This window comes from Micromonospora sp. SD12, assembly GCF_052068495.1.
Lineage (GTDB): Bacteria > Actinomycetota > Actinomycetes > Mycobacteriales > Micromonosporaceae > Micromonospora > Micromonospora echinofusca.
On sequence record NZ_JBQHDF010000045.1, the window covers coordinates 1 to 1,516 of the forward strand.

General features: G+C 73.2%; 1 protein-coding gene. It reads right to left on the reverse strand.

What is annotated here, in order from left to right:
- The coding region (locus ACTMS2_RS29225) for an AMP-binding protein (protein WP_441178259.1) at positions 1-1,457 on the reverse strand (1,457 nt) is incomplete at its 3' end.
- Positions 1,458-1,516: the final 59 nt, after the last annotated feature.

The window sequence follows — 1,516 nt, forward strand, 5'->3', positions numbered from 1 at the left end:
TCGCCGGTGCGGTAGAGGCGGCTGCCGGGTGTGGTGGCGTGGGGGTCGGGCAGGAACCGCTCCGCCGTCTGCCCGGGCTTGTTCAGATAACCGCGGCTGACCACGTCACCGGCGACGCAGACCTCGCCGGGTGCCCCGGGCGGGACGAGTTGCAGGTCGGCGTCCAGCAGGTAGATGCGGGCGCCGGCGATGGGGGTGCCGAGGTCGGGCCGGTGGACGCCGTCGGGACCCACGGGGCCGACGGTGACGGCGACGGTGGTCTCCGTGGGCCCGTAGATGTTGAACAGGGTGTACGGCGCCTGCGCGGACGGCCGGGTGGTGAGCGCGTCCCCGCCGGTGAATATCTTGTGCAGCCGGCTGGTCGACGGGGTGGGCAGCCGCAGGACGGCCTCCGCGATCGGGGTCGGCAGGAACGTCGTCGTGACGCCCTGGCGGACGAGCCAGTCGTGCAGCGCGGCGGGGTCGAGGCGGTCGGCGGGGTCGGCGACGTGCAGGGTCGCGCCGCTGACCAGCGCCGGCCAGATCTCCCACACCGCCGCGTCGAAGCCGAGGCTCGCCACCTGGCCGTGGCGCTGGCCGGGGCCCGTCGGGTGGGTGTCCAGGTGCCAGTGCACCAGGTTGGTCAGCGCCCGGTGGGGGACCATGACGCCCTTGGGGCTCCCCGTGGACCCGGAGGTGTGGATGACGTACGCCACCTGCTCCGGGTGGATGTCCATCGCAGGCGGTGCGATCGCGCCCGCGACCGGTACCGAGCCCGGGGCGAGGGCGATGACGCCGGGGGGTGTGTCGGTGTCGTGGGGGTGTTCGGTGATGAGGATGGTGACGGCGGAGTTGGTGATGAGGTGGTGTCGGCGTGCGGGTGGTGTGGTGGGGTCGATGGGGAGGTAGGCGGCGCCGGTCTTGAGGACGGCGAGCATGGCGGTGATGGCGGGGGTGCCGGGTGGGAGGCTGACGGCGATGGGGTGGTCGGGTCGGGCGCCGTGTCGCAGGAGTTGGTGGGCGAGGTGGTTGGACCACTCGTCGAGTTCGCGGTAGGTGATCGCCCCCGCCCCGTCGACCACCGCCGTCACGTCCGGATGCCGCGCCGCCGCCTCGGCCACCAGCCGCGGCACGCATCCCGCGTCGCCGGGCGGGACCGCGACCGGAGCGGCGACCAGCGCGGCGAGCCGCTCGCGCTGCGCGTCCGTGACCGCGACCACGGTGGACAGGGGCCGGTCCGGATCGGCCAGCACGGCGGCGACCAGGGCGCGGTAGCTGTCGGCCAGCTCGGCCATCGTGGCGGGCTCGTACAGGTCGCAGGCGTAGTCGAAGAGAACCCGGACCACGTCCGGCTCCACCTGCACCTGGACGGTCAGGTCGAACTTCGCGACCCCTTCGTCGATCGGCAGCGGCCGCATCGTGGCGGTGTGCAGCGGCACCGGATCGTCGCCGTCCATGGTGGTGAAGACGGTTTGGATGAGGGGTGGGGTGTGGGGGTCGCGGGTGGGTCGGGTGTGTTCGACGAGTTTGTCGAAGG